The organism is Parahoeflea alexandrii (assembly GCF_027214025.1).
Taxonomy (GTDB): Bacteria; Pseudomonadota; Alphaproteobacteria; order Rhizobiales; family Rhizobiaceae; genus Hoeflea; species Hoeflea alexandrii_A.
In genome coordinates this window covers 54,854-72,174 of sequence record NZ_JAPWHB010000003.1, presented here as the reverse complement: position 1 = coordinate 72,174, position 17,321 = coordinate 54,854, and the positions used below count along the sequence as shown (strand labels likewise).

Here is a 17,321-nt window from a genome sequence, read left to right as displayed (position 1 = left end):
AATCGCACGTCCTTGTCGCCGGACAGCTCGATGTCAGGCTGATTCGTCTCTTCCCCATACAGAATCGAATGTTGGAACGGGTGCAAGGCCGAAACCGCCTCAGTTCGAGCCTCTCATCCACCAGACTTCCGGGAAACCGAGCCCGTAATAGGGAAGTTCGTCGGGGTGGGCGAGCGCCTTGCTGTAGGCGATCTTGGCTGCCTTGCTGTAAAACAGCGGCACCACATAATGATTGGCAAGCAGCACCCGGTCGAGCGCCTTGACGGTCGCGGTTTTCTCCTCGCGGGTTTGCGCGAAGATCACCATCCGGATCAGCTCGTCGACCGTGGGATCTGCGATGCCGGCGTAATTGCGCGACCCCTCGCGATCCTTGGATGCCGATCCCCAGTAACCCATCTGTTCGTTGCCCGGATTGAGCGACTGGGCCCAGACGTTCCAGATCATGTCGTAATCGAAACTCCTCACCCGGTTGGTGTATTGCGATGCATCGACGGTGCGGATCCGGGCGTCGACGCCGATCTTCTTCAGGCTGGCGACATAGGGCAGCACCGAGCGTTCCAGCGAGGGGCTCGACAGCAGGATCTCTATGCCGAAAGGCTCGCCGGTGCTGGCGTTGACGAGCTGTCCGGATCTGAGTTCGTAACCGGCCTCCTGGAACAGGGTCAATGCTTGGCGCAAGTTTGCGCGCGCCTTCTGCGGATCGCCGCCCACCGGATTTGTAAACGGGGTGGTAAAGACCTCTTCCGGAACCTTGCCCTTCAAGTCCTCGAGGATTTCCTTCTCGCGGCCCTCGGGCAGGCCCGATGAGGCAAGCTCGGTTCCCCAGAAGAAGCTGTCGACCCGTGCCAGACCGTTGTAGGCCAGGTTCTGGTTCAGGTCCTCGAAATCGAGAGCGAAGTTCAATGCCCTGCGCACCCGCGGGTCCCGGAACTTCTCGCGGCGCATGTTCGGTACCATGGCCTGCATGATACCGACGGCGCGAAGCGGGTTCTCGATTTCCTCGCGCTTGATGTCACCGCTTTCGATGGCAGGGAAATCATAGGCAGTCGCCCACTTGCTCGACGAATTCTCCTGGCGGTAATCGATCCTGCCTGCGCGGAAGGCCTCGAATTCGACATTGGCGTCGGTGTAGTAGACATATTCGATCGCGCCGAAATTGTGCTGCCCGACATTGACGTTGAGATCCCTGGCCCAGTAGTCCTCGCGCAGCTCGTAGCGGATCGTCGAGCCGGCCTTGAAGGAAGCGATCCGGTAAGGCCCAGATCCCATCACCGGCTCCAGCGTGGTGCGGCTGATGTCGCGGGCGTTGCCATCCTTGTCGTTGCCTTCCCACCAGTGCTTTGGCAGAACCAGGATCTGGCCGAGAATCTGCGGCAATTCGCGGTTGTTGTTCTCGTCGAAAAGGAAGGTGACCTCCCGATCTCCGGTCTTCTCGGCGGAGACCACATGGGCGTAGTAGTTTGCCTGGAGCGGGTTGAGTTCCTTCGCCTTGTCGAAGCTGAAGACCACATCCTCCGCGGTGACCGGCTCGCCATCCGCCCATCTGGCTTCGGCGCGCAGCCGGAACGTCACCTTCGATATGTCGTCGGGAAAGGAAATGCTCTCCGCCAGCAGTCCATAGGACGAGGAAACCTCGTCTTCGGAGGATTTCATCAGCGTATCGAACACCAGGCCGAGCCCGGTCGCCAGTTCACCTTTGGCCAGGATCGGATTGAAACTGTCGAACGTGCCCTCTTCGGAAAGCCTGAGCGTGCCGCCCTTGGGCGCATCCGGGTTCACATAGTCAAAACGGGGAAAGCCTTCCGGGTACTTCGCCTCGCCGATCATCACCGTGGCATGCCGCCAATCCGGCTCCTCGGCTCCGGCGGGGCTCGGCGGCGCGATCAATCCCTGGAACGCGAGCACGGGGGCAAGGATGCACGGGATCAGGATGGATGAGGCAATGCGGACGGTCATGGGTGCTGGATCTCCGGTAACCTGTTTGTTTGGTAGAACAATAGGTCACTTCTGCGGCGCTTGCAGGGGGAAATCCGATAAACTGCATCAGCAGACAAAAAAGCCGGGCACGAGGCCCGGCTTTTCAGCATTCCGAATGCACGCTTTACTCGGCTGGCAAAGGCGCCTCAGTATCCGCAATGGTGCGGAGATAGGCGATCAGGTCGGCCCGCTCCTCGACCTTCTTCAGCCCGGCGAAGCCCATCGCGGTGCCCTTGATGTACTTCTTCGGCGCAGCCAGGAATTCGCTAAGATGCTGGTAATCCCAGACGACGGATCCGCCCTGTGCGAATTCCGTCATGGCAGCGGAGTATTTGAAGTCCGCGTGGCTGGCGACCGGTCGGTTTACGATGTTCCAAAGGCCGGGTCCGACCTTGTTGGCGCTGGCGGCATCATTGCTGTGGCAGGCAGCGCATTTCTTGAACACCGTCTCGCCCTTTGCCGGGTCGGCATTGGCAAGAAGCGGCGCAATCAGTTCGGGTGCGGCCTCTTCGGCAGGTGCTGCCGCATCGCCGCCACCTTCGGCAACTTCGATCGCAAAGCCTTCGGTTGCCGGCTCCGGCGCATGATAGATACCTTCCGAAACAATCGAAAGCGTCATCAGGACGAACAGGATACCGAGAAAGGCGCCTGCCGCCGAGTTGAAATATGAGGAGTTCATGTTCCGTCGCTCCGTTTCGGTTCGGCTTCCCGCCCAGTTTCCCGCAATATCCGAACCAGTCTTGAAATCGCGCGGAACCTATGTCTTTTGCAAGTTCGTTGCAACACCGTTTGTGACGACGGCAGTGAGACTTTTTGACACTTGCGCCGCAAAATGAGGGAATGGACGCGTCATGGCAGCAGGTTCGGAGCATACGCTCGTCATTATTCCCGCCAGAATGGCGTCAGCCCGGCTGCCCAACAAGCCGCTTGCGGACATCGGCGGCGAGCCGATGGTGGTGCGTGTGGCGCGTCAGGCAGCACTTGCCGAAATCGGTCGTGTCGCAGTTGCCACTGATTCGCGCGAAATTGCCGAAGCGGTCGAGGCTGCGGGCTTCGAGGCGGTGATGACCCGGGACGATCACCAGTCCGGCTCCGACCGGGTCTACGAGGCGGCCACGATCATGGATCCGGAGGGCCGGGCTGAGATCATCCTCAACGTTCAGGGTGACATTCCGGCAATCGAGCCCGAGTCCATCCGCCGAGCCGCCGTACCGCTTGCCGCCTCGCCGGCCGATCTTGCCACGCTGGCCGTGGTCATCACCGAGGAAGCGGAGAAAACCAATCCAAACATCGTGAAGGTGATCGGCACGCCGATTGGCCAAGGACTGTTGCGCGCGCTCTATTTTACCCGGGCCACGGCGCCTTATGGTGAAGGCCCGCTTTACCACCACATCGGGCTTTACGCCTGGCGCCGGTCGGCACTGCAGCGCTTCGTCACGCTCAAGCCGTCGACCCTGGAGAAGCGCGAATCGCTCGAGCAGCTGCGGGCGCTCGAAAATGGCATGCGCATCGACGTCGCGATCGTTGACTCCGTGCCGCTCGGTGTCGATACTCCGGCCGATCTTGAGCGCGCCCGCCAAATCCTGGCGCCGAAATAGGCGCCTATTTTTCAAAACGGACAGACCTGATGACCGCTTCCACCAACCGCATCGCCTTTCAGGGCGAGTTTGGCGCAAACTCCGATATGGCGTGCCGCGACATGTTTCCCGACATGCAGCCCTTGCCCTGCGCCACGTTCGAAGACGCCTTCAACGCGCTCACTCAGGGCGAGGCGGATCTTGCCATGATCCCGATCGAAAACACCATCGCCGGCCGGGTTGCCGATATTCATTATCTGCTGCCGGAATCGCATTTGCACATCGTCGGCGAGTACTTCATGCCGATCCATTTCCAGCTGATGGCGCTGCCTGGCGTCGATCGCTCGGAAATCCGCACCGTGCATAGCCACGTTCACGCGGTCGGCCAGTGCCGCAAGGTGGTGCGCGCCAATGGTTGGAAGGCTGTTGTCGCCGGCGATACCGCGGGCGCCGCCCGGCTGGTCTCGCAAAGCGGTGACCGGACCATGGCGGCGCTGGCGCCGCGGCTCGCGGCCGAACTTTACGGCCTCAACATCCTTGAGGAGAATGTCGAGGATACCGAAACCAATGTCACCCGCTTCGTGGTGCTGTCGCGGGAGGCGAAAATCCCGCCGCGCCCGGTGGCCGACGAGGTGGTTGTCACCACCTTCGTCTTCCGGGTGCGCAATATCCCCGCCGCTCTCTACAAGGCGATGGGCGGTTTCGCCACCAACGGCGTCAACATGACCAAGCTGGAAAGCTACCAGATCGGCGGCAAGTTCTTTGCCACCCAGTTCTACGCCGATATCCAGGGCCATCCCGACGAAGCGCCGGTGGCGCGCGCCATGGAAGAGCTTGCCTTCTTCTCCAAGGAGCTGAGAATCCTCGGCGTCTATCCCGCCCATCCGTTCCGTCTGGCGCAGAACGGTTCGCACGCCGAAGAGGCCGAGGGCTGAAAAGGCCTCTTACCGGCGCCAGTCCAGCCAGTCGCGCATCAGCCGGTGGGCGATGGCGCCGGGCGGTGGCGCCGAGGCGTCGGCTTCCCCAAGCGTCGCTGCCAGCATCGCTTCGGTCTCGGCACGCGTGAACCAGCGGCAATCCTCGAGTTCCGCCGTGTCGCGGGTAATCTCCAGGCTTTGCGCCTCCGCATAGACGCCGATCATCAGCGAATGCGGCATCGGCCAGGGCTGGCTCGCGTGGTAGCGCACGCGACCGACCTTGATGCCCGATTCTTCGAGGGTCTCGCGGCGCACCGCGTCCTCCATCGTCTCGCCGGGCTCGATGAAGCCCGCCAGGCAGGAATACATGCCGGGCGGGAAGTGCGGGCTGCGGCCGAGCAGGCAGCGGTCGCCTGCCTCGTCGACGGTGAGCATGATGGCGACCGGGTCGGTACGTGGAAAGACGGTGTGCCCGCACGACGTGCATTTGCGCCGGTACCCGCCGGCTTCCGGCGTCATCTTGGAACCGCAGACGCCGCAATGGCGGTTGGCCAGCGCCCACGAGACCAGGCTGGTCCCCTGGGCATAGGCGCCGAGAGCTTCCTCGTCCATCAGCGCCTGCCGGTAGACCGAGCGCGTGTCGATCGCCTTGAACGGCTCGGGCAGGTCGTCGGGCTCGATGTCGAGCGGCATCGCTATCCGCGCCACGTTCGCCTCGTCCCAGCCGATCAGCACCGCATCGGCGTTGCGCGGCTGCATGGATACGAGATCGGCAGCCGTCAGCAGGCCATCGGGCGCATCGCCATCCACCCGCATCGCCAGCCGGCCTTTTGCGATGGCGAAATAGCGGGTCGCCGGATCGTTGAGCGCGTCGCCCAGCTCGTTCTCGGTCCGGTATTCGGAGCGGCGGTCAAGCCGGTTGGAGGAAAACGCCACAAGCCGGCTGGCTTCGCCATGCGGTGCGTCATGGTCAAAAAGGGAGAAATTCATGTATCAAAGGGCCTCGAGAAGTCTTTCAATGAACGTGGAGCGGGCGCCAGGAGTCCAGGGTGTGGCCTGGCCATGGCCCCAGACCGGTCCGGGCCACGCCGGATCGCCCTCGTTGCGGGCAATGATGTGAAGATGGAACTGGCGCACGTTGTTGCCAAGGGCGCCGATGTTGATCTTGAGGCATTGCGACGCTTCCTTGACCGCCTTGGCGGCGATCGCGGTCTCGAAGGTCAGCATGGTCTGGTCGAGCGGCGTCATGTCGAACATCTCGGAGATGCCGCTGCGCTGCGGCACCAGCAGCACCCAGGGCCAGCGCGCATCCTCCATCAGCCTGAGCTGGCACAATCCCAGCTTCATCAGCAATGTGCTGTCACGGTCGAGACGCGGATCGAGAACAAAATCGGACATGGAAACACCGCCGGAGATGATTGAAGCCCAACTCTAGCAGTTTTTTTCGGCTCTGGCTTGCTTTTGCCTCACTGATTGACGATATGTGGCCCCGGGAGGTTGGTGGTGGACGAGCCACTCGCCAACCGGGTCAGGTCCGGAAGGAAGCAGCCCTAACGAGCCCGGCACGGGTCACCGTGCCAGCCTCCCACCCTTTCGCCCGCGCTCTCCTGCGTTGCGCGCTGATCAGGCGCGAAGAGGCGCTGCAAGCTTTGGCTGCCGGCAGCAGGCCGCGTCATTGGCTGGCCTCTAGCCGGCTTGATTGTCATTGACGGGATTCGACCGGGGTGCAAACATTCCATTTGAATGGCCACCGGGCCAGCGCGAGGGCGGCACGAGGATCATGAACGAAACAACCGGCACGACCACAGTTTCCGCGGGTGCAGACCCCGAGAGCAAGGCGCCGTACCGGGTTCTGGCGCGCAAATACCGGCCGAAGGATTTCACCGACCTGATCGGCCAGGAGCCGATGGTCCGCACGCTCACCAATGCCTTTTCCTCCGGCCGCATTGCCCAGGCCTGGATGCTGACCGGCGTGCGCGGTGTCGGTAAGACCACCACGGCCCGCATCCTGGCGCGCGCGCTCAACTACCAGACCGCCGAAATCGACCGGCCGACCATTGATCTCACAGTGCCGGGCGAGCATTGCCAGGCGATCATGGAAGGCCGTCATGTCGACGTCATCGAGATGGACGCGGCCTCGCACACCGGCATCGACGATATCCGCGAGATCATCGAGCAGGTGCGCTACCGTCCGGTGTCGGCCCGCTACAAGGTCTACATCATCGACGAGGTCCACATGCTCTCGACGCAGGCCTTCAACGGCCTGCTCAAGACGCTGGAAGAGCCGCCGGCGCATGTGAAGTTCATCTTCGCCACCACCGAAATCCGCAAGGTTCCGATCACTGTGCTGTCGCGCTGCCAGCGCTTCGACCTGCGCCGCATCGATTCGGGCCTGCTGGTGGCGCATTTCAAAAACGTTGCCGCTCAGGAAGGCATTGCGATCGACGACGAATCGCTGGCCATGATCGCCCGCGCCGCCGAAGGCTCGGTGCGTGACGGCCTGTCGCTGCTCGACCAGGCGATCGCCCATGGCGGCGGCGCCGTCGACGCCGAGGCTGTGCGATCCATGCTCGGGCTCGCCGACCGCTCCCGCATTGTCGGCCTCTTCGGCTCGCTGATGGAAGGCGACGTGGCTGCAGCGCTCGCAAGCTTCCGCGACCAGTATGATTCGGGCGCCGGCCCGTCGGTGATCCTCACCGATCTGGCGGATTTCACCCATCTGGTCACCCGCCTCAAATTCGTGCCCGAAGCCGGCGAAGATCCGTCGTTGACCGAAACCGAACGCGAGAGCGGCGCCGACTTTGCCGCCAAGCTCTCGACCGTCATCCTCTCGCGGGTCTGGCAGATGCTGCTCAAGGGCATTTCCGAAACCGACACGTCGAGCCGGCCCGCGGCTGCCGCCGAGATGGCGCTGATCCGCATCGCCCATGCTGCGAACCTGCCGTCGCCCGAAGATGCGCTGAAGGCCTTCCAGGCGACAGGCGGCGCCTCCGGGGGCGCGGGCGCCCAGTCATCTGGCACCGGCCCGTCCGGCGGCGGCGCCACGGCCCGCGCGGTGGGCGAGCGCCGCATGCCCCAGGGCGGAACCGGCGGCGGCCAGCCTTCGATGCGGCTCGCCCATTCCGCCGAGCCTTCGGTCGCAGCCACTCCGGCCCCCGAACCGGTCCAGGAAGTCGCAATAGGCTCGCTTGAAGACATGGTGGCGCTGGCCGAGAAACATCGCGACATCGCCATGAAGGTGCAGATCCGCACCGGCGTTCGCCTGGTCCGGATCGAGCCCGGCCGCCTCGAAATCAACCTGGCGCCGGATGCGAGCCCCAGCCTGCCGGGCGAACTGATCAAGAAGCTCGGCGACTGGACCGGCGCCAAGTGGTCGGTGGCGCTCAGCCGCGAGGAGGGCGCGCCAACCATCGCCGAGCGCGAGACCGCCAAGCGCGAAGCGCTCGTCAGCGACGCCCGCCAGGATCCCGATGTCGCCGCCATTCTGGCGCGCTTTCCCGGCGCCCGCGTCACCGACGTGCGTATTGCGGCAACCGAGGAGAGCTTGGCCGGCGATGCGCTCTCGCCATCCGAGGACGGGGACATCCTGCCCGATGAAACCGATCCGGACGACAACTCGGACTAAACCGCGTCATTACCATTGCGCCGGAAATTAGCCGGCAAACAACACTTGAGAAGGAGACCTGGATGAAAGACATCATGGGTATGATGGGCAAGATCAAGGACATGCAGGCCAAGATGGAACGCATGCAGGAAGAACTCGCCGAGCTGGAATGCGAAGGCGTGGCAGGTGGCGGCATGGTTGCCGTGCGCCTGTCGGGCAAAGGCCAGATGAAGGGTGTCAAGATCGACCCTTCCATGTTCAAGGAAGACGATGTCGAGATCCTCGAGGACCTGATCGTCGCCGCTCACAACGACGCCAAGGCCAAGGTCGAGACGATGATGGCCGAGCGGACAAAGGAACTCACCGCCGGACTGCCGATTCCTCCGGGCATGAAGCTGCCGTTCTAGGCCTTGCGCAAGTAACGGCTATTCTTGAGGAAAGACTGAGATGCAGAAGCGTGTAACCGGGCCGGAGATCGAGCGCCTGATCCAGCTGCTGGCGCGCGTTCCGGGGCTCGGGCCGCGCTCGGCCCGCCGCGCCGCGCTGCACCTGATCAAGAAGAAGGATCAGCTCATGGGGCCCCTGGCGCTGGCCATGAACGAGGCCTTCGACAAGGTCCGCATCTGCTCGACCTGCGGCAACGCCGATACCTCCGATCCCTGCACCGTGTGCACCGACCCGACGCGAGACCAGAGCGTGATCATCGTCGTCGAGGACGTGGCCGACCTGTGGGCGCTCGAGCGCGCGGCCGCGATGAATGCCGGCTATCATGTGCTCGGCGGGACCCTGTCGCCGCTCGACGGCGTCGGCCCGGATGACCTGTCGATTGCCAGGCTGGTTGATCGCGTCGCCGCCGGCGGCGTCCGCGAGATCCTGATTGCGGTCAACGCCACCGTCGAGGGCCAGACGACGGCGCATTACATCACCGAGCAACTGTCCGGCTTCGACATCAAGGTCACCCGCCTGGCCCATGGCGTGCCGGTCGGCGGCGAGCTGGATTATCTCGACGAAGGCACGCTTGCCGCTGCCATCCGCGCCCGCACCGCCTTCTAGGAGAGGTAACGATGCCGCGCTTCTTCAATCCCGACACCATGCCGAAACCGGCGTCCAACTATGTCCAGGCGGTTGAAATGTCGGTGCCGGGCCGCCGTCTGATCATTTCGGGCCAGATCGGCGTCACCCCGGACGGGCAGATGCTCGCCGGCTATCGCGCCCAGGCCGAACAGGCCTGGCGCAACGCCCTTGCAGGACTTGCGGCCTGTAACATGCAGATCAGCGATATCGTCGCCATACGGGTCTACGATGTGGCCCCCGGCGATGTGGGCACCTACCGTGAACTCCGGGACCAGTTCCTTCAGGGTCACGCACCGGCTTCGACCTATGTCGTCGTCGCGGGCCTCGCCCATCCCGACTTGCTGACCGAAATCGAGGTCGAGGCGTTTTCAGAGCGCTGAGCGACCGGTTCTTCCTGCGCCATTTTCCCGACACGCCTGCCGGGTTAGGTTGAAGCCATGATTCGCACCCTGCTTCTGACCGTCATCCTCGCTTTCACCGTGACCGCTCTTGCGGTGCCAACGTCCCATGCGGCGACCAAGGCCGGGGTGGAAGCGCAGTTCCGCCAGTGGCTCGAGGCCGACCTTTGGCCGGAAGCCAGGCGGAACGGGGTTTCGAAAGCGGTGTTCGACAGCGCCTTTTCGGGCGTCAATCTCGACTGGGACCTGCCGGACCTCGCGCCGCCCGGCTTCCCCAGGCCCAAGGCCCGCGCCCAGAGCCAGGCCGAGTTCCGCAGCCCCGGCGCTTATTTCAGCGAAAAAAGGCTCCAGGGCCTTGCCGCCTCGGGCCGCTCGCTGATGAAACAGCATGCCGGCCTGTTGCGCCGGATCGAGGAGCGTTACGGCGTCCCCGCTTCCATTATTGTCGCGGTCTGGGGCCGTGAATCGGGCTTCGGACGGGCCAAGATCCCGCATTCGGCGGTCCGGGTGATCGCCACCAAGGCCTTCATGTCGACGCGGCCCGACCTGTTCAGGAAGGAAATCCTGGCGGCATTGAAAATCCTTCAGCGCGGCGACGTTCCGGCATCGGCTCTGAAAGGGTCCTGGGCCGGTGCAATGGGCCAGCCCCAGTTCCTGCCGTCGAGCTATCTCGACCACGCGGTCGATTTCGATGGCGACGGCAAGGCCGACATCTGGAAGTCGACGGCGGATTCGCTCGCCTCGATCGCCAATTACCTGGCGAAATCCGGCTGGGTGCGCGGCCGCGACTGGGGCTTTGAAGCCGTCATACCCGAAGGCGTCACCTGCGCGCTGGAAGGACCCGACCGGGCCCGGCCGATAGCAGCGCTTACGGACATGGGCATCATCCGCATTTCCGGCAGGCCGTTTCCCGAGCCTGAGCGGCGCGCGCCGGGCATGGTTCTGGTCCCTGCTGGCATCTACGGCCCGGAATTCGTCGTCACGCCGAATTTCTACGTGATCAAGGAATACAACAATTCCGATCTCTACGCCCTGTTCATCGGCAATCTCGCCGACCGCATGGCCCATGGCGGCGGCGCCTTTGTCACCCGCTGGCAGGACACCGGCGCGATGCTCCGGTCTGACATCGCCCGATTGCAGTCCTCGCTGGAAAAACAGGGCTACGATGTCGGCGGCGCCGATGGCCTGCCGGGCTACAAGACGCGCCGGTCGATCGGCGAGTGGCAGGCGAAGAACGGGCAGAAGCCCACCTGCTTCCCGACACCGGCCCTGCTCAAGAGCGTGCGCTAGCCGTCCTTCTTCGAAAAAAGGCTGGTAGAAGCGTAATTCATCTCGGCATCAATAACATTCATCCTGCCAGGGGAAATCGCGGTTGCCTTTCCCGGTCGTCCGCCCCTACAGATTTGCATTGGGTTGAAACGGCGCCTATCTGTGCCGTCTGGACATATTTGGAGAAAGAAATGATCGAGAAGCGCGAGTTTTACATCAATGGTGCCTGGGTTTCGCCGAGCGTGGCGCGTGACTGCGAGGTGATTGATCCTTCGAACGAGGAAGCCTGCGCGGTGATTTCGCTCGGCTCGTCGCAGGACACCGACAAGGCGGTTGCGGCCGCCAAGGCAGCGTTCGACAGCTGGTCGACGACCGACCCGGAAGTCCGCCTCGGCTATGTCAAGAAGATCCGCGAGATCTACGCCGAGCGCGCCGAGGACATGGCCCAGGCGATCAGCCTGGAAATGGGCGCGCCGATCGCCATGTCACGCGCGAGCCAGGTCACGTCCGGCACCTGGCACATCGACAATTTCATCACCGCCTTCAAGGACATCGAATTCATCCGGCCGCTCGGCCCGCATGCCCCCAACGACCGCATCGCCATGGAGCCGATCGGCGTTGTCGGGCTGATCACGCCCTGGAACTGGCCGATGAACCAGGTGACGCTGAAGGTGATCCCGGCGCTGCTGGCAGGCTGCACCATGGTGCTCAAGCCCTCCGAAGTCGCCCCCCTGTCTTCGATCGTCTTTGCCGAGATCGTCCATGCCGCGGGCGTGCCGGCCGGTGTGTTCAACCTCGTCAATGGCGACGGCGTCGGCGTCGGCACCGATCTTTCGACCCACAAGGATGTCGAGATGATCAGCTTCACCGGCTCGGCCCGCGCAGGTGCGGCCATTTCCAAGGCTGCCGCTGACACGTTCAAGCGCGTCTGCCTCGAGCTCGGCGGCAAGGGAGCCAACGTGATCTTCGCCGATGCGGATGCCAAGGCGGTCGAACGCGGCGTGCGCCATTGCTTCAACAATACCGGCCAGAGCTGCAACGCACCGACCCGCATGCTGGTCGAACGTCCGGTCTATGACCAGGCAGTCGAAAAGGCCATCGAGGTCGCGGCCACCGTCAAGGTCGGCTCGTCGCACGAGGACGGCAACCACATCGGTCCCGTTGTCTCCGCCGCCCAGTTCGACAAGATCCAGGGCCTGATCCAGAAGGGCATCGACGAGGGCGCGCGTCTTGTCGCCGGCGGCACGGGCCGCCCCGAAGGCTTCAACCGCGGCTACTTTGTCCGTCCGACCATCTTCGCCGATGTCACCAACGACATGACCATTGCGCGCGAGGAGATTTTCGGCCCGGTCCTGTCGATCATTCCGTTCGACAATGAGGAACATGCGGTCGAGATCGCCAACGACACGATCTACGGCCTGACCAACTACGTCCAGAGCCAGGATGGCGCCAGGCGCAACCGCATGGCGCGTCGCCTGCGCTCGGGCATGGTCGAAATGAACGGCAAGTCACGTGGCGCCGGCGCACCCTTTGGCGGCGTCAAGGCCTCGGGCCGCGCCCGCGAAGGCGGCGTCTGGGGCATCGAGGAATTCCTCGAAGCCAAGGCGATCTCCGGCTGGGACAGCGACGTCAACTGATCCGGGCTTTAAACAAGCCCTCTCGCAACGGCTCGCTCCTGATCGGGGCGGGCCGTTTTCGGTTTCAGTCTGAAAAGCCGATGCGCGAGCCGTTCTGCAGCGTCGTGCTCGGCGACTGGCCGTATTTTTCCTTGTAGATCTGCGAAAACCGGCCGAGATGGGAAAATCCCCATCGGGTCGCCACTTCGGTCACCGAAGCGCCGGGCGCGCCGGCCATCAGTTCTTCATGGACCCGGCGCAGCCGTTCCGAGCGCAACAGCGCCATCGGGCTGGTGTTGCGGAAATTGCGGAACCCGAGTTGCAGCGAGCGCGCCGTGACCCCCGCTGCATTGGCGATGTCATCCAGCGAGATTGGATTGTCGAGATTGTTGCGCACATATTCCTCGGCCTTGCGCACGTGCCGCGGCGCCACGGCCGAGCGCGTCGGCCTGAGATATCGCGAATAATTGTGCTGCCCGGCTTCCAGGATCCCCGACAGGATCACCGATTCGAGCTGGCGGGCCAGCAGGCCGCCTGAAGAGAGCATCACGTGTCCGGTGTCGGCCTGCGTCACCAGGTGCATGATCAGGCCGTAAAGTGCTGAGCCGACATCGCTGGTCAGGTCCAGCGGCCCCGAGAATGTCAGCGGCTTGCCGGCGCCCGAGCCGAGCAGCTGCGAGAGATGATCCTGCAAGGCCTCGCGTTCCACCTTGACCAGGATCTGCCGGCAGCCCTCGTCCCAGATCATCGTCGTTGGCAGATGCGGATTGAGCACCGCCGCCTTCTGAGGGCAGGAATAATAGTGATCCGGGCCGTTGCTGATCGCCGCCCCGCCCGAAAGCGGGATCTGCAGCAAATAGAAATCCTTGAGCTCGCCCGGCGCGATCAGCGTCTTGGCGCCATACTGGATGTAGTTGAGAGACAGCCGCTCGCTGCTGACATGGTTGTGGCAGGCATCGAAGCTGCCGCGGCCGATCATGTCCAGCCGGTGCGGGCAGAATACCCGCGCAACCCTTTCGCGCGCCTCGTCGAGATCGCTGCTTTCGAACAGGCTGAACCGCGCCAGCGGGCGCGGGGTCATGGGATCCGGCAACATCAGCGCTCCCGACATCGTCGTTGTCAAAAGATGCATATGCATGAAAGCACGTTTTTCAATGCAGCGGTAGAAATTTTCGTTTTGCGGATAGTCAGCGCTCAAAGCGGATGGCGGCCCGGTTTGAATGGCCCAAACTTCTTCCCAACGAAAAGGGGAGACTGCCGATGCGAGGACTTAACGGAAAAGTGGCGATTGTACCGGGTGGTGCGACCAAGATAGGCGCGGCCATCGTCAGGGCTTTCAGGGATGCCGGTGTGCGGGTGATGATCGCCGATATCAATGCCGAGGCCGGCGAGGCGCTGACCGGCGACGGCATCGCCTTTCAGAAGACCGATCTGCGTGACGACGCCCAGATTGCGGCACTGGTGAAGGCCACGAAGGACAAGTTCGGCCGCATCGATTTCCTCGTCAATGTCGCCTGCTCCTATCTCGACAACGGCGCTGAATCGACCCGTTCAGAATGGCTCGAAAGCCTCGACGTCAACATCGTCGGCTCGGTCATGCTGATGCAGGCGGCGCGATCCGAACTGGCCAGGAACAAGGGCGCGATTGTCAATTTCGGCTCGATCTCTGCCCGCGTCGCCCAGACAGGCCGCTGGCTCTATCCGGTCTCCAAGGCCGCGATCCTGCAGCTGACCCGCAATCAGGCGATGGATCTGGCCCCCGAGGGCATTCGCGTCAATGCGGTCTCGCCCGGCTGGACCTGGTCCAACATCATGGACGAGTTGACCGGCGGCGACCGCGCCAAGACCGACCGGGTCGCGGCGCCCTTCCACCTGCTCGGACGCACCGGCAACCCGGAAGAGGTCGCGGCGTCCGTCCTCTTCCTCTGCTCGGACGAGGCCAGCTTCATCACCGGAACCGACATCCAGGTCGACGGCGGATACACCGCCATGGGCCCGGAGCGCGCGGCGCCGGCCATACCACTTCTGATGGAATAAAACCAAAAAAGGGGAACAACATGAGAAAGATCACGATTATCGGCGGCGGCCAGTCCGGCCTGCAACTCGCCATCGGCCTCCTCAAGGCCGGAAATTCGGTGCGCGTCGTCCAGAACCGCACCGCCGACGACATTGCCCAGGGCAAGGTGATGTCGAGCCAGTGCATGTTTCACAATTCGGTCGAGCATGAGCGCGAACTGGGCATCGATTTCTGGGCCGACACCTGCCCGCCGGTCGACGGCATCAATTTCCAGGTTCCAGCGCCGGACGGGTCTGGCCAGAAGGCCATCGACTGGACCGGCAAGCTCGACCACAGCGCCTACTCGGTCGACCAGCGGGTCAAGATCCCGGCCTGGATGGCCGAATTCGAGCGCCTCGGCGGCACGCTGACCATCAAGGACGCGACGATTGCCGACCTGGAGCACTATGCCCGCCAGGACGACCTGGTCATCGTCGCCTCGGGCAAGGGCGATATCGGCCGCCTGTTCGAGCGCGACGCGGAAAAATCGCCCTACGAGACGCCGCAGCGGGCCCTGGCGCTGACTTACGTCACCGGCATGACGCCGCGTCCCGAGCATTCGGCCGTCTGCTTCAACCTGATCCCCGGTGTTGGCGAATACTTCGTCTTTCCGGCGCTGACCACCTCCGGCCCCTGCGAGATCATGGTGTTCGAGGGCGTTCCGGGCGGTCCGATGGATTGCTGGGCGGATGTGAAGACACCCGAGCAGCACCTGGCGACGTCGAAGAAGATCCTCGAGACCTTCCTGCCCTGGGAGGCGGCGCGCTGCCAGAATATCGAGCTGACCGATGACAACGGCATTCTCGCCGGCCGTTTTGCCCCCACCATCCGCAAGCCGATCGGCACGCTTCCCTCCGGACGCCAGGTGCTCGGCCTCGGCGACGCGGTCTGCCTCAATGATCCGATCACCGGCCAGGGCTCCAACAACGCCGCCAAGGCTGCCGCTGTCTATCTCAAGCGGATCATCGCGCATGGCGACAAGCCGTTCGACGCGGCCTTCATGCAGGGCACGTTCGACGAGTTCTGGGACTACGCGCAGTGGGTGGTCTCCTGGACCAACATGATGCTGCAGCCGCCGCCGCCGTTCATCCTCAACATCATGGGCACCGCCTGCGCCGAGCCGCGGCTGGCGCACCGCATGGCCAACGGCTTTGACGATCCGCGCGATTTCTTCCCCTGGTTCGCCGATCCCGACGCGGCCGAGGCCTACCTCACCGAGCTCAAGGCGGCGTAAGATGGGCATGGGCATCGATCACGCCACATTCCGCGCGGCCATGGCCCGTTTCCCGGGGGCGGTGACCATCATCACCGCCTGCCACGGGGCCGAGCGGCGCGGCATCACCGCCACGGCGGTCTGTTCGGTCTCGGCCGAGCCGCCGAGCCTTCTGGCCTGCGTCAACCGCAAGACCGGCACCTGCGCCGCCATCCGCGAAACCGGAACCTTCAACGTCAACCTTCTTCCGGATCCGGCGAGCCCGCTGGCGATGCGGTTCGCCGGCGCCGAGGGAGTCACCGGCGAGGACAAGTTCGCAGAAGGTCACTGGGTCGAGGACGAGCGCGGCCTGCCGCTTCTGGATGAAGCCCTGATCGGCTTTTCCTGCGATGTGTCGGAAATGGTCGAGGCCGGCAGCCATACGGTGTTCATCGGCGAGATCATGCAGATCAGGATCAGCGAAGGCGCGCCGCTGGTCTATGGCCAGTCCCGGTTCCACCGGCTCGAACCGCTCTGAAACGCAAGTGCCGGTCTGGCCGACGCTATCGCCCGGTCCGGCTCGCTTCCTTCGCGATTGCCTCAACAAGACCGCCCGGTTCTCTCCCACCGGGCGGTCTTTTGTTGATCAGAGCTTGCCGACTTCCTTGTAGTAGCGCGCCGCACCCGGATGGATCTGCATGTCGCCAAGCGGCTTGACCGCGTAGTCGATGCTCAGCGCCTTGGCCCACGGCGCTTCCGAGGTGATGTTGCCGATATTGTCCCAGAACGCCTTGGTTATCCTGTAGACGGTCTCCTCGTCGAGATCGGCGCGCACGCCGATGCCGACGGCGGTGTCATGCGACATCACCGGGCTTTCGTTCTTCTGGCCCTTGTACATGCCGGCCGGCACTTCCGACAGCGTCCGGTCCGAGCCCAGGAACTTGGTGACGGCCTCGCCCGAATGGTCCTCGGGGCCGATGAAGCGGACATCCTCGGTCTCGGTGAACTGGATGAACTGCTGGCACGGATCGATGCAGCCGTTGACATACATGTCGATCTTGCCGTCCTGGAACGACTGGTACCCGGTCGCCCAGTTGGCGGTGATCGCCTCGTAATCCTGGCCGGCGACGAGACCGGTGGTCGCCTCGATCCACGCCTTGGCGGTATTGAAGGCGCCGCCGCCGGCAGGGCCCAGGAACACGCTCGCGCCTGCGATGTCGTCCAGCGTCTCGATGTCGCTGCCGGCGCGGACCGTGTAGTGATACTGGCCATAGGGGAACCACATGATCAACTGCACGTTTTTCGACAGTTCCGGCGCTTCGGGCTCCTTGGCGTACATGGCCTTGCCGTTCTGCATCAGCCGGTAGATGGTCGGCGAGACCATCGCCATGTCGATGTTGCCGCGTCCCACCTCGAGCATGTGCAACGTCGCCGCTCCGCCGCCGGCGACTTCGATTTCGACATCGCCGAGCGCATCGGTCACCAGGTTGGCGAAGGTCGCCATGGTGATGGCCTGGCCGAGGCTCGGCTCGATGGTGGCCATCTTCAGGGTTTCGGCCTGGGCGGTTCCCATGCCGATCAGAAGCGCGGCTGCCGCCGCCAGTGTCTTGTGTTTCATGTCTCTTCCTCCTTGTTTTGCTT

At 63.6% G+C, this 17,321-nt stretch carries 16 protein-coding genes, 1 other RNA gene and 1 pseudogene; 12 read left to right on the top strand and 6 right to left on the bottom strand.

Annotated elements, in window-relative coordinates; translation table 11 throughout:
• Positions 1–99: 99 nt before the first annotated feature.
• A complete protein-coding gene (locus O4H62_RS10780; RefSeq protein WP_269387702.1) occupies positions 100–1,956 on the bottom strand; it encodes an extracellular solute-binding protein in 1,857 nt (618 codons plus the stop codon).
• A gap of 154 nt (positions 1,957–2,110) precedes the next feature.
• Positions 2,111–2,656, bottom strand: a pseudogene (locus O4H62_RS10775) (c-type cytochrome); the annotation flags it as partial.
• Positions 2,657–2,828: 172 nt separating this feature from the next.
• Here O4H62_RS10775 and O4H62_RS10770 point away from each other — a divergent pair.
• Together O4H62_RS10770 and O4H62_RS10765 are read left to right on the top strand one after the other, a co-directional pair.
• Positions 2,829–3,575, top strand: a complete 747-nt coding sequence (locus O4H62_RS10770) for a 3-deoxy-manno-octulosonate cytidylyltransferase (protein ID WP_269387700.1) — start codon at positions 2,829–2,831, stop codon at positions 3,573–3,575.
• Between the two features lie 29 nt (positions 3,576–3,604).
• A complete protein-coding gene (locus tag O4H62_RS10765; RefSeq protein WP_269387698.1) occupies positions 3,605–4,489 on the top strand; it encodes a prephenate dehydratase in 885 nt (294 codons plus the stop codon).
• A 9-nt stretch (positions 4,490–4,498) separates the two neighbouring features.
• Here O4H62_RS10765 and nudC read toward each other — a convergent pair whose 3' ends face one another.
• The gene (gene nudC, locus O4H62_RS10760) at positions 4,499–5,461 is read right to left on the bottom strand and encodes an NAD(+) diphosphatase (RefSeq protein WP_269387696.1); all 963 of its coding nucleotides are present in this window, start codon (positions 5,459–5,461) and stop codon (positions 4,499–4,501) included.
• Positions 5,462–5,464: 3 nt separating this feature from the next.
• Positions 5,465–5,869, bottom strand: a complete 405-nt coding sequence (locus O4H62_RS10755) for an HIT domain-containing protein (protein WP_269387695.1) — start codon at positions 5,867–5,869, stop codon at positions 5,465–5,467.
• A 94-nt stretch (positions 5,870–5,963) separates the two neighbouring features.
• On the opposite strand from O4H62_RS10755, the gene ffs reads away from it, so the two are divergent.
• The 7 genes from ffs (at position 5,964) to O4H62_RS10720 (ending at position 12,453) form a co-directional block, all read left to right on the top strand.
• Positions 5,964–6,060: signal recognition particle sRNA small type (gene ffs, locus O4H62_RS10750), an RNA gene on the top strand.
• A 191-nt stretch (positions 6,061–6,251) separates the two neighbouring features.
• Positions 6,252–8,096 (top strand): DNA polymerase III subunit gamma/tau, encoded by a 1,845-nt coding sequence (locus tag O4H62_RS10745; protein WP_269387694.1) that lies wholly within the window; start codon positions 6,252–6,254, stop codon positions 8,094–8,096.
• 62 nt (positions 8,097–8,158) lie between these two features.
• Complete coding sequence (locus tag O4H62_RS10740; RefSeq protein ID WP_269387693.1) at positions 8,159–8,482, top strand: YbaB/EbfC family nucleoid-associated protein; 324 nt, start codon at positions 8,159–8,161, stop codon at positions 8,480–8,482.
• Positions 8,483–8,522: 40 nt separating this feature from the next.
• The gene (gene recR, locus O4H62_RS10735) at positions 8,523–9,128 is read left to right on the top strand and encodes a recombination mediator RecR (protein ID WP_269387690.1); all 606 of its coding nucleotides are present in this window, start codon (positions 8,523–8,525) and stop codon (positions 9,126–9,128) included.
• A gap of 11 nt (positions 9,129–9,139) precedes the next feature.
• The gene (locus O4H62_RS10730) at positions 9,140–9,529 is read left to right on the top strand and encodes a RidA family protein (RefSeq protein ID WP_269387689.1); all 390 of its coding nucleotides are present in this window, start codon (positions 9,140–9,142) and stop codon (positions 9,527–9,529) included.
• Between the two features lie 69 nt (positions 9,530–9,598).
• Positions 9,599–10,837 carry a lytic murein transglycosylase gene (locus O4H62_RS10725; protein ID WP_430538429.1) on the top strand — a complete coding sequence of 413 codons (1,239 nt, stop codon included), beginning with the start codon at positions 9,599–9,601 and terminating at the stop codon, positions 10,835–10,837.
• 170 nt (positions 10,838–11,007) lie between these two features.
• Entirely contained in the window at positions 11,008–12,453 is a 1,446-nt protein-coding gene (locus O4H62_RS10720; protein ID WP_269387685.1) for an aldehyde dehydrogenase family protein, read from the top strand.
• A 64-nt stretch (positions 12,454–12,517) separates the two neighbouring features.
• On the opposite strand, the gene O4H62_RS10715 is transcribed toward O4H62_RS10720, so the two are convergent.
• Positions 12,518–13,528 carry an AraC family transcriptional regulator gene (locus O4H62_RS10715; protein WP_269387684.1) on the bottom strand — a complete coding sequence of 337 codons (1,011 nt, stop codon included), beginning with the start codon at positions 13,526–13,528 and terminating at the stop codon, positions 12,518–12,520.
• A gap of 164 nt (positions 13,529–13,692) precedes the next feature.
• On the opposite strand from O4H62_RS10715, the gene O4H62_RS10710 reads away from it, so the two are divergent.
• Genes O4H62_RS10710 through O4H62_RS10700 form a run of 3 tightly spaced genes read left to right on the top strand, consistent with a single transcriptional unit; the run spans position 13,693 to position 16,218 of the window.
• Positions 13,693–14,469: an SDR family oxidoreductase gene (locus tag O4H62_RS10710; protein ID WP_269387683.1), complete on the top strand. Its 777-nt coding sequence runs from the start codon at positions 13,693–13,695 to the stop codon at positions 14,467–14,469.
• Between the two features lie 20 nt (positions 14,470–14,489).
• Complete coding sequence (locus tag O4H62_RS10705) at positions 14,490–15,722, top strand: styrene monooxygenase/indole monooxygenase family protein (protein ID WP_269387682.1); 1,233 nt, start codon at positions 14,490–14,492, stop codon at positions 15,720–15,722.
• 1 nt (position 15,723) lies between these two features.
• Positions 15,724–16,218, top strand: coding sequence for a flavin reductase family protein (locus O4H62_RS10700; RefSeq protein WP_269387681.1), 495 nt, complete (start codon positions 15,724–15,726; stop codon positions 16,216–16,218).
• 108 nt (positions 16,219–16,326) lie between these two features.
• Here the strand turns inward: O4H62_RS10700 and O4H62_RS10695 are convergent, their stop codons facing one another.
• Entirely contained in the window at positions 16,327–17,298 is a 972-nt protein-coding gene (locus O4H62_RS10695) for a TAXI family TRAP transporter solute-binding subunit (protein ID WP_269387679.1), read from the bottom strand.
• Positions 17,299–17,321 lie beyond the last annotated feature (23 nt).